This is a genomic window from Nocardia sp. CA-135953, from assembly GCF_050955735.1.
GTDB lineage: Bacteria > Actinomycetota > Actinomycetes > Mycobacteriales > Mycobacteriaceae > Nocardia.
On record NZ_CP192082.1, the window covers coordinates 5,701,975 to 5,716,474 of the forward strand.

The following is a 14,500-nucleotide window of genomic DNA, read 5'->3' on the forward strand; positions in this document are numbered from 1 at the left end:
GCGCTCAGCGCTTGCGGGTGCCGAAAATGCTGCGGCTGATCTCGCGGCCCGCGGCGGTCGCGGCCGAACGCAGGAAACTCTTCACTGCCGGATTCTTCATGATGCGCTCGGCGGCAGATTCCTCCTCGGGGGCGGCCTTCGAGCGCCCCGGAGCCGGAGCTGTCTCCGGTTTCTGTTGTGCCGCAGTAGCTTTCGCGGCCATGACCTCGTAGGCCGACTCACGATCGATGGTCTGGCCGTATTTGGCGGCCAGCGCGCTGGACAGCGCCCGCGACTTGATCTGATCCTCCCCGATGGTATCCATCAGCGAGCGCGGCGGCTGAATCCTGGTCCACGCCACGGGCGTCGGAGCGCCCTTCTCGGAGAGCACCGTCACGATCGCCTCCCCGGTGCCCAGCGAGGTGAGCGCCTGCTCCAGGTCGTAGACGCCGGTCTTCGGGAAGGTGCGCACCGTCTTGGACAGCGCCTTCTGATCGTCGGGCGTGAAGGCTCGCAGCGCGTGCTGAATGCGCGCACCCAGTTGGGAGAGGACCGGATTCGGGATATCGGTGGGCAGCTGGGTGCAGAAGAAGACGCCGACACCCTTGGACCGGATCAGCTTTACCGTCTGCTCCACCTGCTCCAGGAAAGCCTTCGAGGCATTCGCGAACAACAGGTGCGCCTCGTCGAAAATGAAGACCAGCCTGGGCTTTTCGACATCACCGACCTCGGGCAGCGTCTGGAACAGATCGGCGAGTACCCACATCAGGAAGGTCGAGAACATCACCGGCCGCGCCGCCTGCGCACCGAGTTCGAACAGCGTGATCACGCCCTGACCGTCCACGGTGCGCAGCAGATCGACCGGATCCAGTTCGGGCTCACCGAAGAAGGTGTCGCCGCCATCGGCCTCGAGATTCACCAGCGCGCGCAGGATCACCCCCGCGGTGGCCGCCGAAACCCCGCCGATGCCTTTGAGATCCTCCTTGCCCTCCGGACTGGTGAGATGGGTGATGACCGCGCGCAGGTCCTTCAGATCCAGCAGACCGAGACCCGCCTTATCCGCCCAGTGGAAAATCAGTCCGAGCGTCGACTCCTGAGTTTCGTTGAGTTCCAACACCTTGCTGAGCAGCACCGGCCCGAATGCGGTGATGGTCGCACGAATCGGCACCCCGACACCGCCGGTGCCGAGCGAGACGAATTCGGTCGGATAACCGGCCGGCGCCCAGTCCGACGCACCCGTCTCGGCCGCCCTGGCGCTGAGCTTTTCATCGGCCTGCCCCTGGTGTACGAGCCCCGACAGGTCGCCCTTGATATCGGCGAGTACCACCGGAACCCCGGCCCGCGAAAGCTGTTCGGCGATGCCCTGCAATGTTTTCGTCTTGCCGGTGCCGGTCGCACCGGCGACCAGCCCGTGCCGATTCATGGTGCGCATCGGAATCCGCACGTGCGCAGTCGAATCCACGGTGCCGTCCACGACAACCGTGCCCAATTCCAGCGCTGCTCCGTCGAACGCGTATCCGGCAGCGATCTGCTGCGCCACCGACTGTTCCGCGGCCTGCGCGGTCTTGGTCGCCGCCAACTGTGCGGATTCCGCCGCCGCAGCGCTGGCAACCGCGGTCTCCGCCGTCGCGGCGGCCTTGGATTGCGCGGCCTCGGACTGTCCCACCGCAGGCGCCGCATTCGGATCCGCGCTCGCGACCACCGCCTCCTGCTCGGCCAACTCGCGCTCGGCCGCTTCGGCAGCAGCGGCGGCTTCCGCGGCCACGCGCGCTGCCTCCTCGGCCGCCTTCCGTGCCGCGGCCGCCTTCTCCTGAGGGGTTGGCGCACCCGTCGCCCGACCGCCACCCCCCATCGAATCGCTTCGCGATCCTGCGTTCATCGCGTCCTCCGTCTGGTCCGCAGTGTTAGCTGTCGTGCCGAAAACGCATACGCCGATCTCCCGCAAACTCTATCGCCGCAGCTCCCCTCGAGATGGCTCAACTCAGTGGTGACATGCACTCCTGAGCAACCAGCACTGGCACAACCTCCGGTTTCGAGCGAGACATCCAGGGGCCACGAACACGCGATGCCGGAGGCATCGCCAATAAATACAGCTGATGTTGCCGGGGTGTCCGACAAATACGTGGTGTCGAATTCGACGCTTGTGAGACACGAATGCGCTGCGACAACGCGGCAAGGTGAGAGCCCCGTCGATCACGACCACGGCTACTGTGTGTCCAGTGAGCGACAAGTACGTGGTATGGATGGATTGTGAGATGACCGGCCTGCGCCTCGACAGCGACAAGCTGATCGAGGTGGCCGCGCTCGTGACCGACAGCGATCTCAATATTCTCGGTGACGGCGTGGATATCGTCATCCACGCCGACGACGCGGCCCTGGCCGCCATGCCGCAGGTGGTCGCCGATATGCACGCACGTTCGGGCCTGACCGAGGAAGTGCGCCGCTCCACAGTCACACTCGCCGATGCCGAAAAGCAGGTACTCGACTACATCCGCGAATACGCCCCGACCGCGGGCACGGTCCCACTGGCCGGCAATTCCATCGCAACCGACCGCGGCTTCATCGCCCGCGATATGCCCACACTCGATGCGCATCTGCACTACCGGATGATCGATGTGAGTTCCATCAAGGAGCTGTGCCGCCGCTGGTACCCGCGCATCTACTTCGGCCAGCCGGAGAAGGGCCTGACGCACCGCGCCCTGGCCGACATCAAGGAATCCATCCGCGAGCTCGAGTACTACCGACGCACGGCCTTCGTCGCCGCCCCGGGCCCATCGACCACAGAGATCACCGCCATTGCGAACGAACTGAGCGGTGGCGACAAGACGGCCGAGCAAAACGCGACGTCACAAACCGATTAGGGACTCGAGGGGTTGACACGCTAATATCGACCGCGCTGGTAATTCACCGGCGATGGTGGCTGTAGTTCAGTTGGTAGAGCACCAGGTTGTGATCCTGGCTGTCGCGGGTTCGAGTCCCGTCAGCCACCCGAAGCGGGCCAGGCCGGAGCGCGTCAGCTCCGACCTGGCCCGTTGTCTATTCGACAGTGTCGCTGGTTCATATCGGCGACACCCATTCCTTGCTCGTCGTTGCCGCCTTCAGCGCATCCGGCAACGGGTCTACACCGAGGCCGGGTCCGTCAGGCACGGTGATGTATCCGGCTTCCAGCCGCAGCGGTTCGATGATGTCTCGTTCGTAATAGCGATCCGAGGCCACGATGTCCGCGGGCAACGTACAACCGGGTAGCGCCGCTACCGCCAGATTCGCCGCCTGACCGAGCCCGGTTTCCAGCATTCCACCGCAAAATGCCGGTGCGCCGTGCGTCGCACAGACATCGTGCGTCGAGCGGGCCTCGAGATAGCCGCCGACACGTCCGGCTTTGATATTCACCACCGAGCACGCCCCCACCTCGATCGCGTCGGTGGCGCCCCGGGCCGAGAGAATCGATTCGTCCAGGCAGATCGGCGTACGCAAGCGACGGGCGAGCATCACGTGATCGCGGCAACAGTCCTCGGCAAGAGGCTGTTCCAGCATTTCCAGTTCGAACTCGTCGAGACCGGCAAGGTGGTCCGCATCAGCCGATGTATAGGCGCCGTTCGCGTCGACCTGTAGCTCGAGAGTGTTGCCGAAGCGCTCCCGTACCGCCCGCACCGGCGCGATATCCCATCCTGGCTCGATCTTGAGCTTGATCCGCTGGTAGCCCTGTTCCAGATATTCCGTGACGGTATCCAGCAGTTCGGGTATCTCGTCCATGATCCCGATCGAGACACCCGCGGCAACCGAGGTGCGAGTCGCGCCGAGATATCCGGCGTAAGACTGTCGTCGGGACCGCAGCCAGGCATCGAGGATCGCCATCTCCAACGCGGCCTTGGCCATTCGATGACCACGAAATCGCGCAAGCGTGGGCGCTACATCTTCCGGGGTGAGATCGCGACCGGCCAGCGCAGGCAACAGAAACCGGCGGATGACGTCGGCGGCACCATCGATGTACTCGGACGAAAAACTCGGAGACGGCAGGGCCACGCACTCGCCCCAGCCCTCGGAGTCCGAGGCAACCACCCGCAGCAGGAGAATGTCACGCCACAATTCGACCCCGAACGAGGTCCGAAAAGGGCTGCGTAGCGGAAGGCCCAGCCGACGCAGTTCAACGCCCTCGAGCCTCATCTTCACAGCTTGGCATATCAGCGCTTGTCGCTAGCCGCTTACCATCACCGATTATCTGACATATAACTGTTTCACTCCGTAGACTGCGGGCATCAGGGGCGGTGTCACCAGGACGCCACCCCGACCGATCAGAAGGACACCAGATTCGTGATGCGTTCGGCGGTAATCGCAGCTCTCGTCGGCACAACCCTGCTCGCCGGCGCCACCGGTACCGCGACCGCGGATATCGTGGTCGAACCGGGCACCGGAGCCAGTACGGGTTCGAGCTCGACCACCACCGGATCCGCCGGTGGTGTCACCACCACCGGCTCCTCGGGCACCGGCTCGGCCGGTGCCGCGATGTCCGGCTTCGAGAATCTGCTGTTCGGCGGGCCCCTGCTGTGCGCAGCGCTCGGGAGCGCCGTCGGGGCGACGCTCAGTTGCGCGTAGGCGATTCCTAGCGATTGTCGGCGTTGCCCGCCTTCCACTCCGCCCACGGAATGTTCCAGTCACCGAGTCCGTCGACACCCGACAGCGTGCCACCCACAGTGTTCTTGACGATGGTGATGTCGCCGCGCTTGGCGTTCTGCAAAACCCACAGCGCGTTCGCGGGGCTCAGGTTCAGGCAGCCGTGGCTGGTATTCGAGGAGCCCTGCGCACCGACCGACCAGGGCGCGGAGTGAAAGAAGATGCCGGAGTAGGAAAGTCGGGTCGCGTAGTCGACCGGCGTCTTGTAGCCGTTCGGCGAACTCACCGCGACGCCGTAAGTCGAGGAGTCCATGATGATGCGGTCGAATCGGTCGCCGACAATGTAGACGCCGTTATCGGTGGGGGTGCTGTCCTTGCCCATCGAGGTGGGCATGGTCCGCACCACCTGACCGTTCATCTCCACCGTCACCTGCTTGGTGTTGTCGTCCGCGGTGAAGATCGTCGGGTCGCCAACGGTGAAGAACGAGTGGATATTGTCCTGGCCGAACAGCCCGCTGCCGAGATCACGACCGTAGACGTTCACATCGATGGTGACCTTGGTGCCCGGCGCCCAGAAATGCTCCGGCCGCCACCGGACCTCGCGCTTGTTCACCCAGTAGAAGGCGCCCTCGACCGGCGGCTCGGTGGTGATCTTGATCGCCTTTTGCGCGGCCATGCGGTCGGGGATGTTCTCGTCGAACTGCACGGCCACCGGTTGGCCGATGCCGACCACTTCGCCTTCGCCCGGCAGCAGATAGGGCTTGGTCTGGCTGTCCGGGGAGCTGGTGGTGAAACTCAATACCGTGGAGTTCGCGCCGCCGAGACCGATTGCGTCGGCCTTCAGCTTGTAGGTCTTGCCGTAGCCGAGTACCTCGGTGTTCTCCCAGGTCCGTCCGTCCGCGGCCAGCTTGCCAGCGACCGGAACACCCTGCGGGCTGGTCAATGCCACGGTGGTGAACTTGCCGTCGTCGACCTTGAAGGTCAGCGGCACGCCCGGCGAAACTCCCATGTCACCGTCTTTGACCGGCGACAACAGCTTGGGCTTCATCAGTTCGGTGATCGGATTACGGTCGATAGCCACTGGCGAGGCGTCGGTGGCGTTGGACGACGAACACGCCGTCAAGGCCAGCGCCAACACCGCGCATACGACTACCGGTCCCGTGATCTTTCTCATCGACCGATGCCGACCCTGACCAATGTTCATTACCAACCCCGTTTCAAGTCCCGATGCAGCCAGGGCACCGACGGCTTCGGATCCAACTCGACCACGCTCCTCCCGCAACGCGGAGTTTGGTCCGGACCACGCTCCAGACATTCTGCCAGCGCAACGGGCCCGGTCCAATGGAAAATCACTCCGCCACAGGCGAGTTCCACCGGTTAGATCATCCGCACCCCGCCGGGTGTTAACATCCATCGCGAACTCTCCATCACCCCCGGTCAGAAACCGATTTCACTTCTGGCCACTCGGCCTGTTAATGTTTGTCCCGCACCGGAACACGGAGCACAGCAAGACACGCGCCATTAGCTCAATTGGCAGAGCAGCTGACTCTTAATCAGCGGGTTCGGGGTTCGAGTCCCTGATGGCGCACAACAGCAAAATCCCCCGTCGGAGACCGAACCTCCGGCGGGGGATTTTTCGTTTCATCAATCCGGCTGCGCACGGCCATCGAAGCGGTGGCGCCGGGAGTGTTGTTCGTCACCCGGTCCGCCACTCGGGGGGCGGCGCGGCTCAGCCGACCCAGGGCGGGTCGATGACGGTTCCGTCGGGCAGTTCACCTTGGAATCCGACCGGGACGGTCACGACGAGCACGGCCGGCTCGACGGCCGAATTCGTCAGGGCGATCATCGAATTCGCGGGCGCCACCGCGGCGTCACCGGCCACCAGCGCCTCCGCCTGGCCATCGATCGTGATCGTCACCGCTCCCTGGATCACCACGAATGCCTCCTCGCGCAACACCTTGTGCGGCACGCCTTCCGTCTCGGCCGACACCTGGATCTGCCAAACGCAGAGTTCGGCGCTGCCGGTGCCGGGACGGATGTAGGAGGTGAATCGGGTGCCGTGCATTTCGTGGACTTCGGCATCGGCGGCGCGGGTTACCGGCATGTCTTAACTCCTTCGTTTGGTCAAGCAGCTTGACTATATAGTCAAGCAACTTGCCTATCTGTGTCAAGATGGCGGTCATGTCGAATCCGAAACCCGCTTCGACCCTGCGGCCCGGCCAGGATCTCGCGCTGCTGCTGCTCGCGGCAGGAGCGGCTGCCACCGACGCCATTCACGCCGGGGTTGTCGCGGCCGGGTTCGCCGATGTGCGGCCGACGCACGGGTTCGCCTTCGTGCGGCTGTCACCGAACGGGGCGACGGTCGGCGAGTTGGCCGAACATCTGGGAGTGACCAAACAGGCGGCCAGTCAGTTGGTGGACGAACTCGTGCGCAAGGGTTACGCCGAGCGCAACGCACATCCGGACGACGCGCGCGCACGGTTGATCACACTGACCGCGAAGGGGTGGGCCTGCACGCGCGCGGCCGATGCCGCGGCGGCCGAATTCGCTGACCAGTGGGCGTCCGTTTTGGGTGATTCCGCGGTGGCGCAATTGCGTAACAGTTTGACCCGCGTGGTGGCCCCCGGAAGGGTCCGTCCGGCCTCTTGGTGACCAAATCGAGACAAAGTGGCCTGCGTTACCCTGAAATTTCCGTGAGCTGCGTCACATAAGGTTTGACAGCAAACTCCCAGCATAGATGGGGTTTCAAGAAGCCCGACCTGGGCTTTCCAAGATCGGCAACCCCTGCCATTCACTATTCGTTCATATTGCGTTAACTGACCGTGACCAAGCTGAGATCAGGTCGCAAACAGACCTACAGTTTGGTTACACCGTGGAGCGATCCACACACAGTCGGAAAACGACCGCAACGGCAGATGGGTTTCACCCGCCGCGGTCGCTGGAGATACCAGCGGCACCACGACCGCAATCTCCCGCTCGACAGCGGCACCCGCCGGGAACCGACCCCGGGTGGCTTACACCGCGTCGCGCGCCAGGGCTCGCCTGGCCTTCACAACAAAACCCGAAAACAGCATACGGAACCGATTCAGGCGGGCCTTCCCACCGGGTGCCCCGTCGGAGATCCGCGCTGCCTCAACCGGGCCGGATCCCCTCTCTGGACACGATCAAGGAACTGATTTCGAAATGCTCGACAAACGCCTCACCTCTTTCCGCCGCCTATCGCTGCGTGACAGTGTCACCCTCGCTGTGGCCGCGGCCGGTCTTATCGCCGTCGGCACCTCCTCCGTAGTCGCGCTGGCCGACGACAGCGTTCCGTCGCGCATTGCCATGGTCGCCGAGGAGCAGCCCGCCCCCGCGGCCGCGCCAGCGGTCGATGCGGCGGCCACGCCGGTCGATGCCCCGCTCGTCCCCGGTCTGCCCGCGCTGCCGGAACTGCCGGCGGTCCCCGGCCTGCCCCTGCCTCCGCCCCCGGCCCCGGTCTACGAGGACAACCTCGACGGCTGGATCCACCACGCCCTCGACATCATGGCGGTGAACGGCATCCCGGGTAGCTACAACGGCATCTATCGCAACATCATGCGCGAATCGGGCGGCAACCCCCAGGCCATCAACCTCTGGGACTCCAACGCCGCCGCCGGTATCCCGTCGAAGGGTCTGCTCCAGGTGATCGACCCGACCTTCAACGCCTACCACGTCGAAGGCACCGCTTGGGACATCTGGGACCCGGTCGCCAACATCACCGCGGCCTGCAACTACGCGGCCCACCGCTACGGCTCGATGGATAACGTCAACTCGGCGTACTGATCCACGACTTCGCGAACAATGCCTCCCCGCCCGATGGCGGGGAGGCATTGTCGTATGGTCGACCAGGCCCGACCATCACCGAGCGGATTCCGCCATGACCGATTACGCCCACTCCGACCATGCGTCGAAGAGCCGCGCCGAGAAGGCGCGCCGCCTCGCCACCTTTATCTGGGACCGCGGCATCACCGGTACAGAACTGCTGGATATGCCTGCAGCGGTCCGCCGGAAGCTGGCGCGCGCGGCCGAGACGAATCCACCGAGCACCGATGAGACGTGGACGACGGTGGCGAAGCTGCTCGACGAGAAGGACACTTGGGCCGCTCGGCATCCGAATCACCCTGCCGCACAGCGTAATAACAGCGATGAGAAGCTGCTGTGGGTGAAGCCGCCGATCACCCCGTGGTGATTCAGTAGCCGAGTTCGGACTCGGTCTCGGCCTCGACGACCACCTTGTCGGCCAGCGAGCGCAGCGCCCGCGCCTCGGCGGGCGTCATCGGATCGACGAAGATCCGGCGCACCAGTTCGACATGGTTCGGGGCCGCCTTCTCGAGCACCTTGCGTCCCTCGGGGGTGAGTTCGACCAGAATCCCCCTGGCGTCGTCCTCGGCCGGTCGCCGGTCGACCAGTCCGCGAGCGGCCATGCGCGCCAAGTGTTTCGAGAGCCTGCTCTTCTCCCAGCAGACCTCGGCGGCCAATTCCTTGGCGCGCAGACAGCCGCCGGGTGCGGACGACAACGGCACCAGGAGTTCGTAGTCGGCGGCGGACAGGCCGTCCTGGGCCAGACCGGCCGATAGCGTCGCATCCAGGTGCTGGCGCAGCCGGATGAAGGCCTGCCAGGTCTGCTGCTCGTCATCGCTCAACCAACGCACCACGGGAATGATCCTAGCCAGCGATTGGTTGACATGGACACCAGCCACTCAGGAGGTGCCCATGCCGGCCATCACCGTCCCCGACATCATGGTGCTGCCGCGACTCCCTCGACCCACGGATTCGACGCGGGAACGCAAGGTGAGCAGCATCAACACCGCACATCAGCAGCGCGAAGGCGCGGGCTTCGAGGTACGCAGGCCGTTCCCGAGCGTGGATCTGCGCTCGGCCGATCCGTTCATCCTGCTCGACCAGATGGGTCCGGTCGCCTATGAGCCGTACGAGGCCAAGGGCGCGCCGTGGCATCCGCACCGCGGCTTCGAGACCGTCACCTACGTGATGGACGGCACCATGGTCCATCACGATTCCAATGGCGGCGGTGGCGTCATCAGTGAGGGCGATACCCAGTGGATGACGGCCGGTTCCGGCATTCTGCACGATGAACTACCCGCCGAGGAATTGGTCATCGCGGGGGGCTGGTTCCACGGCATACAACTGTGGGTCAATCTGCCGCGCGCGCAGAAGATGGCCGCACCGCGCTATCAGGATCTGCGCGGCAGTGAATTGACGCTGGTCAGTTCGCACGACGGTGGCGCACTGGTGCGCATCATCGCGGGCGAGATAGGCGGCTTCGAGGGGCCGGGTTCGACCTATACCCCGATCGCCTACGCACATGCCTCCATCACCCCGGGCGGCCGACTGGAAACCTCATGGCCGCAACGGTTTACCGCGATGGCATACGTACTGTCCGGCAGCGGAACAGTTGGCGCCGAGCGCCGGCCGATCAGCGAAGGCCAACTCGCGGTATTCGGCCCCGGCGACTCGATCACCGTCGCCGCGGATGCATTGCAACACAACCGAACCGGCGACCTGGAGGTACTGCTGCTCGGCGGCCTCCCGATCAAAGAGCCGGTGGCGCAATACGGTCCGTTCGTCATGAACACCCGCGCCGAAATCATCCAGGCCATGGCGGATTACCAGGCCGGACGCATGGGCAATATCCCGGCCGAACATCTGGCGGGTAGGCGTTTGGGCGAATAACGAACGAGGGGGCCCGGGGGGAACCTCATTGTCCCCTAATGCCCCTAATTGTTTTGCTGCGCGGTTGACAAGTACGCGGCCCGTCACAACAGTGGATGCGGCGTCTCCCCTTGGACGCTACTCCACCGCAGCACACAAACAGAGGAATATATGAACGTTCGCCGGCTCACCGTCAGCGTTGCCGCCGCGGGACTCGCCTTCCTGGCGGCGCCCGCAGCCCTGGCCGACGTCCCTACCGGTTCCGCGGGAACAGGCTCATCCGCCATCGATACCGGATCGGCCGCGACCGGTTCGGCAGGCATGTCCCAGACCGGCTCGGCCGGTGGCGCATTCGCCAACTGCGACGATGCCCGCGCGGCCGGTCGGGCACCGCTGTTCCGCGGGGAACCGGGCTACGGCCCGCATTTGGATCCGGACGGCGACGGTTTCGCCTGCCCGACGGTCTGATAGTCCTGAACGTAGAACACCCGGTGTGGTCAGCCACACCGGGTGTTCTACGTTTCGGCTCAGCGGAAGATCTTGACCAGCACCAACCCGATGACCACCGCGGCCGCGCCGATCAGGCTGTACTTCACCTTCGGCTGGTTGAGCTTCGCCAGCACCATGTGCTTGGTGTCATCGGCGATGCGCTGCGGATCGGCCCGTACGGCGATTTCGTCGAGCGTGCTCGCGAGCCGTGTCCGTGCGGCCTCGATGTCCCGTTCGATCCGCTCGGTATCCCTAGCCACGTATATCCTCCTGAATTCAATATGCCGCGAACCGCGCTGCCGACGAGTCTAGCCAGCCGGGCTGCGTCGGTGCGGCCACATTGTCGGGGCGTTCGATTACCGTGCAAGAGGTGACCGACAACCAACGACTCTCCCCCGGCGATGCCGCCCCCGCTTTCACCCTGCCCGACGCCGACGGCAAGGACGTGTCGCTGTCCGACTACCGCGGCCGCAAGGTGATCGTCTACTTCTACCCCGCCGCGAGCACCCCCGGCTGCACCAAACAGGCCTGCGATTTCCGCGACAACCTCGCCGACCTCGAGGGTGCGGGCATCGAGGTCATCGGTATCTCGCCCGATAAGCCCGCCAAATTGGCCAAGTTCCGCGACAACGAAAAACTCACCTTCCCGCTGCTCTCGGATCCGGACAAATCCGCCCTCACCGCATGGGGTGCGTTCGGCGAGAAGACCATGTACGGCAAAACCGTCACCGGTGTTATCCGCTCCACATTCCTGGTCGACGAAAAAGGCGAAATCGAAGTGGCGCAATACAACGTCCGCGCCACCGGCCATGTTGCCAAACTCCGTCGCGACCTGTCGGTGTAGACTGAAGCACAGATCGGCTCGCGCCCAACGGGTTTCGCCCGGCTCGAAGGCGCATGAAGCGAAAGGTCCGGAGCCACTGGGGCACCGGACCTCTCGAAGATCGCCCCCTAGGTGGGCTGCATCTGCTGGGCCGCCCATTGCATGAGCAGACGGACGTGGTTGTCCCACCAGTGGTAGAACTCGGGGGTGAAGGCCGCCGGCGGCGGCGCCTCACCGGGAAAAAGCATGGCTTCGTTCGGAGCACCGACCCTGGTGGTCGGCCCCTGGGTTCCGGTGCCCGGGAGTTGCTCAGGCGATCCGGCCGCCTCGTTTCCATGCTCGTGTGCATCCGGAGCGGCCGATACGGATGGCAGAGCGCCCCAGTGCTCGTTGTACTGCGGAAGGTTGTTCAGATCGAAGTCGGTCACCGTCGAGTCGGCGGTGTTGCCGGCGGCCGCGGGTTGCCGGGCCTCCGGACGATCGAACGGGCTGATATTCGGCTGCACCGAGGAACCCGCGGTCGAGCCGCTCGCCGATCCGGTATCACCGTCGACCACACGGGCGTCCGCGGTGACCCGCGCGTCCGCGACGACTGCCCCCGTGCGCGTTGTGACATACAAACCGCCCGCGACCAGTCCGCCCGCCAGCACACTGGCGGCGGCGAACATAGCCGTGTGACTGCGCGTACTTCGAACCCGTTCGACCGGCTCACTCACGCCGGTCACGTCGCTCATCGCGAACAGCGCCGCACCGACCGCCGAGGCGGAGGTCGCGATCTTGCACGGCAGCACCGGAGCGCCGAAGCCGTCCATCGCCGTGGCCACCACCGCGCCGTCCGCCGCCGACCCTATCGGCACCACCGCATCCGGCCGAACCATTGCGGCTTCGAACTCGTCCCACGCATCCGACACCGCGATATCGAGCGCCTCAGCGGTCGCGTTTCCGGAATGACTCGTCGCGGCCAGCACCCGATTGCGCTTGCGGTCGATCAGCGTGAACGCCTGATGGCCCGGGACCACCTCGCAGATGAGCAGATCGTCGAATTCATCGAGCCAGGTCATGACCCCGGCCACGCTCAGATGTGCCGACTTGGCCGATACCAGCGAGGCAGTATGCCACGGGCCGGACGCCAATTTGGTGACGATGGCACGCCGCTCGGCGGCATCGCGGTAGGTGACCGCCGCACCCACGATATCCCGCTCGGATTCCAGCTCCGCCGCTAGTGTGTCCATCGCCGTCTGGACCGCAACCGCCAGGTCCGCCTTAGAATCGCCTCGAGTTTTCACCACCCGCTGCAGCAGCACCCGCTCGGATAGCTTCTCGCCGCCGTCGGCGAGGGCTACCGCGTGAACGGCGCCGCGTTCGGTGGAAACGCCTAGAGTTACCACAGATCGAGCTCCCACTGATCACGCCTTCCCAGTGCAATTGCCGAGCTCACGAGCTTGCCGAAACCCCTGAGCCCCTTGGATTCCCCGGCACGAAACGTGCGTTGAGATGCACGCACGCTCGGTATATGTTCGGTGCCATCTCGGGCTTGGATGGGTAATGAAATGTGACAGTCATCAGCACGCATATACGGTGCGCGTGTCGCATATGTGTCGATACCGCTAGCCTTGATACGTGGATGTACGCACGGAGGCCAGGTCGAAACAGCGACGTCTGGACCCTGCGTTGGACCTGCAGGACGACCCGCAGGAGCTCATGCCGCGGCGCAGGCCGACTCAGGAACGCAGTAAACGCAAGTTCGATGCCCTCTTGCAGGCGTCCCGGGAATTGCTCGTCGAGGTCGGGTTCGAATCGTTCACCTGTGAAGAGGTGGCGGCGCGGGCAGAAGTGCCGATCGGCACGCTGTATCAGTTCTTCGCCAATAAATACGTCATCGTCTGCGAGCTGAATCGTCAAGACCTGGTTGCGGTTTCCCAGGAACTCGCCGATTTCCACGGTGGAATCCCGTCATTGGACTGGTTGCGGCATATGAACCAGTTCGTCGACCATCTGGCGAATCTGTGGATGACCGACCCGTCCCGGCGCGAAGTGTGGCTGGCAATGCAGTCCACCCCGTCCACCCGAGCCACCGGCGCGATCCACGAAAAGGAATTCGCCGAGGTCGTCTCGCAAATGCTGCGTCCGCTGACCCCGCGCACCCCCCGCGCGCGCCGCACCATGATGGCCGAAGTCCTCGTGCACGTCGTCTACTCGATGCTGAACTTCTCCGTGCAAGACGACCAGAGCAACACCGAAGCGGTATCCGAACTCAAACGGCTGATGGTGGCATACCTCATGGTTGCCGAAAAGGAATCCCGAACCGGCGGCCAGCGCTAACCTTCAGCAACGCGCATTCGAGCCGGGCATCCTGCCTACAGGGTGCCCGGCTCGAACATCGGTCGGCTACGGCGCCTCGCGACCCTCGATCAGGTCGGCGAGTTCGCCGGGATCCTCAAGGACGACCATGGCGGCGGCGGTGTCGCCGTCGTGTGTCAGGGAAAGGTGAACCCTTACGCGGGGCAGGAATTCGGCCGCCAGGCCGTGCAGTTTGATGCTCGGGCGACCCCACGCGTCATTGACCACCTCGATGAGGGGGTACGGGTTGTCGCCGATCTGCGGTGGGCGCGCGAAACGCGAAGACGCCCAAGCCTTCAACACTGCCTCTTTGGCCGCCCAGCGCGCCGCGTAACTGCGTGCCGGGTCGGTGCCCTTGCTCTGACAGTAGCGCCGCTCACCGGCGGTGAAACTCTCCCGGAGCATGGTGGTTCCGGACCGTTGCAACTGTTCGGCGAACTCGGAGATGGTCACCAAGTCCAAGCCGATACCCAGGATGGTCAATGCGTCGCCGCTCCTCAGCCTTCGAGCTCAAAATGAAAGTCAGAGTGCGGCCGCCGTAGCGGCCGCACTCTGCACGGTAATGGC

General features: G+C 64.6%; 17 protein-coding genes and 2 tRNA genes. 11 read left to right on the forward strand and 8 right to left on the reverse strand.

Annotated features, from left to right (window positions below):
- Positions 1-4: 4 nt before the first annotated feature.
- Positions 5-1,858 (reverse strand): helicase HerA-like domain-containing protein, encoded by a 1,854-nt coding sequence (locus ACQPXH_RS26330; protein ID WP_433599165.1) that lies wholly within the window; start codon positions 1,856-1,858, stop codon positions 5-7.
- A 340-nt stretch (positions 1,859-2,198) separates the two neighbouring features.
- On the opposite strand from ACQPXH_RS26330, the gene orn reads away from it, so the two are divergent.
- Positions 2,199-2,840 (forward strand): oligoribonuclease, encoded by a 642-nt coding sequence (gene orn, locus ACQPXH_RS26335; protein WP_433599166.1) that lies wholly within the window; start codon positions 2,199-2,201, stop codon positions 2,838-2,840.
- Between the two features lie 55 nt (positions 2,841-2,895).
- Positions 2,896-2,968, forward strand: a tRNA-His gene (locus tag ACQPXH_RS26340).
- A 68-nt stretch (positions 2,969-3,036) separates the two neighbouring features.
- On the opposite strand, the gene menC is transcribed toward ACQPXH_RS26340, so the two are convergent.
- Positions 3,037-4,143 carry an o-succinylbenzoate synthase gene (gene menC / locus ACQPXH_RS26345; RefSeq protein ID WP_433599167.1) on the reverse strand — a complete coding sequence of 369 codons (1,107 nt, stop codon included), beginning with the start codon at positions 4,141-4,143 and terminating at the stop codon, positions 3,037-3,039.
- Between the two features lie 150 nt (positions 4,144-4,293).
- Between menC and ACQPXH_RS26350 the strand changes: the two genes are divergently transcribed.
- Complete coding sequence (locus ACQPXH_RS26350; protein WP_433599168.1) at positions 4,294-4,572, forward strand: hypothetical protein; 279 nt, start codon at positions 4,294-4,296, stop codon at positions 4,570-4,572.
- 7 nt (positions 4,573-4,579) lie between these two features.
- Here the strand turns inward: ACQPXH_RS26350 and ACQPXH_RS26355 are convergent, their stop codons facing one another.
- The gene (locus ACQPXH_RS26355) at positions 4,580-5,794 is read right to left on the reverse strand and encodes a L,D-transpeptidase (RefSeq protein ID WP_433599169.1); all 1,215 of its coding nucleotides are present in this window, start codon (positions 5,792-5,794) and stop codon (positions 4,580-4,582) included.
- Positions 5,795-6,105: 311 nt separating this feature from the next.
- Between ACQPXH_RS26355 and ACQPXH_RS26360 the strand changes: the two genes are divergently transcribed.
- A tRNA-Lys gene (locus ACQPXH_RS26360) sits at positions 6,106-6,178 on the forward strand.
- A gap of 141 nt (positions 6,179-6,319) precedes the next feature.
- Here ACQPXH_RS26360 and ACQPXH_RS26365 read toward each other — a convergent pair.
- Positions 6,320-6,694 carry a cupin domain-containing protein gene (locus ACQPXH_RS26365; RefSeq protein WP_433599170.1) on the reverse strand — a complete coding sequence of 125 codons (375 nt, stop codon included), beginning with the start codon at positions 6,692-6,694 and terminating at the stop codon, positions 6,320-6,322.
- 77 nt (positions 6,695-6,771) lie between these two features.
- Here ACQPXH_RS26365 and ACQPXH_RS26370 point away from each other — a divergent pair, with 77 nt between their 5' ends.
- From ACQPXH_RS26370 to ACQPXH_RS26380, 3 genes are all read left to right on the forward strand, one after another.
- Positions 6,772-7,242, forward strand: coding sequence for a MarR family winged helix-turn-helix transcriptional regulator (locus ACQPXH_RS26370; protein WP_387291295.1), 471 nt, complete (start codon positions 6,772-6,774; stop codon positions 7,240-7,242).
- Between the two features lie 531 nt (positions 7,243-7,773).
- The gene (locus tag ACQPXH_RS26375; RefSeq protein WP_433599171.1) at positions 7,774-8,394 is read left to right on the forward strand and encodes a transglycosylase SLT domain-containing protein; all 621 of its coding nucleotides are present in this window, start codon (positions 7,774-7,776) and stop codon (positions 8,392-8,394) included.
- 94 nt (positions 8,395-8,488) lie between these two features.
- On the forward strand, positions 8,489-8,800 hold the full coding sequence (locus ACQPXH_RS26380; protein ID WP_040687518.1) for a hypothetical protein: 312 nt from the start codon (positions 8,489-8,491) through the stop codon (positions 8,798-8,800).
- 1 nt (position 8,801) lies between these two features.
- On the opposite strand, the gene ACQPXH_RS26385 is transcribed toward ACQPXH_RS26380, so the two are convergent.
- On the reverse strand, positions 8,802-9,266 hold the full coding sequence (locus tag ACQPXH_RS26385; protein ID WP_433599172.1) for a MarR family winged helix-turn-helix transcriptional regulator: 465 nt from the start codon (positions 9,264-9,266) through the stop codon (positions 8,802-8,804).
- A 58-nt stretch (positions 9,267-9,324) separates the two neighbouring features.
- Between ACQPXH_RS26385 and ACQPXH_RS26390 the strand changes: the two genes are divergently transcribed.
- Both ACQPXH_RS26390 and ACQPXH_RS26395 read left to right on the forward strand, forming a co-directional pair.
- Complete coding sequence (locus ACQPXH_RS26390; RefSeq protein WP_433599173.1) at positions 9,325-10,302, forward strand: pirin family protein; 978 nt, start codon at positions 9,325-9,327, stop codon at positions 10,300-10,302.
- A 150-nt stretch (positions 10,303-10,452) separates the two neighbouring features.
- Positions 10,453-10,749, forward strand: coding sequence for an excalibur calcium-binding domain-containing protein (locus ACQPXH_RS26395; protein WP_433599174.1), 297 nt, complete (start codon positions 10,453-10,455; stop codon positions 10,747-10,749).
- A gap of 59 nt (positions 10,750-10,808) precedes the next feature.
- Here the strand turns inward: ACQPXH_RS26395 and ACQPXH_RS26400 are convergent, their stop codons facing one another.
- The gene (locus tag ACQPXH_RS26400; RefSeq protein WP_433599175.1) at positions 10,809-11,030 is read right to left on the reverse strand and encodes a DUF3618 domain-containing protein; all 222 of its coding nucleotides are present in this window, start codon (positions 11,028-11,030) and stop codon (positions 10,809-10,811) included.
- Positions 11,031-11,140: 110 nt separating this feature from the next.
- Between ACQPXH_RS26400 and bcp the strand changes: the two genes are divergently transcribed.
- Positions 11,141-11,614 (forward strand): thioredoxin-dependent thiol peroxidase, encoded by a 474-nt coding sequence (bcp, locus tag ACQPXH_RS26405; protein ID WP_433599176.1) that lies wholly within the window; start codon positions 11,141-11,143, stop codon positions 11,612-11,614.
- Positions 11,615-11,721: 107 nt separating this feature from the next.
- On the opposite strand, the gene ACQPXH_RS26410 is transcribed toward bcp, so the two are convergent.
- Positions 11,722-12,981 carry a hypothetical protein gene (locus ACQPXH_RS26410; protein WP_433599177.1) on the reverse strand — a complete coding sequence of 420 codons (1,260 nt, stop codon included), beginning with the start codon at positions 12,979-12,981 and terminating at the stop codon, positions 11,722-11,724.
- Between the two features lie 313 nt (positions 12,982-13,294).
- On the opposite strand from ACQPXH_RS26410, the gene ACQPXH_RS26415 reads away from it, so the two are divergent.
- Positions 13,295-13,915 (forward strand): TetR family transcriptional regulator, encoded by a 621-nt coding sequence (locus tag ACQPXH_RS26415; RefSeq protein ID WP_433603587.1) that lies wholly within the window; start codon positions 13,295-13,297, stop codon positions 13,913-13,915.
- A gap of 66 nt (positions 13,916-13,981) precedes the next feature.
- On the opposite strand, the gene acpS is transcribed toward ACQPXH_RS26415, so the two are convergent.
- Positions 13,982-14,416 (reverse strand): holo-ACP synthase AcpS, encoded by a 435-nt coding sequence (gene acpS / locus ACQPXH_RS26420; protein ID WP_433599178.1) that lies wholly within the window; start codon positions 14,414-14,416, stop codon positions 13,982-13,984.
- Positions 14,417-14,500: the final 84 nt, after the last annotated feature.